At 62.1% G+C, this 256-nt stretch carries 1 protein-coding gene; it reads right to left on the reverse strand.

The genetic code is table 11. The features are described from left to right. Positions 1 to 253: ribonucleotide reductase barrel domain-containing protein (locus tag L9G74_RS21265; RefSeq protein WP_238898762.1), on the reverse strand; the 253-nt coding region annotated here is incomplete at its 3' end. Positions 254 to 256: the final 3 nt, after the last annotated feature.

A 256-nucleotide genomic window follows, 5' to 3' on the forward strand; every position in this document is an offset into this window, starting at 1 on the left:
GGAACGCATGGCTGTTGCGCTCGATGGACTCGGTGGGGTACGAGGCATAGTCGACGAGGATCTCCTGCGCCAGGATGGAGATCTTCACCGCTTGGCGGAACTTGTCGACGTCCAGCTCGCCGTCGGCGCGCCGGAACCGCATCAGGTTCAGCGATGCCAGGTTGCACGCCGAGTCGTCCAGGAACATGTACTCGGAGCAAGGGTTGGAGGCGTTGATACGCGCCGTGTTGGGGCATGTGTGCCAGTCATTCACCGT

Source organism: Shewanella electrica, from assembly GCF_022321485.1.
In the GTDB taxonomy this organism is placed as follows: Bacteria; Pseudomonadota; Gammaproteobacteria; order Enterobacterales; family Shewanellaceae; genus Shewanella; species Shewanella electrica.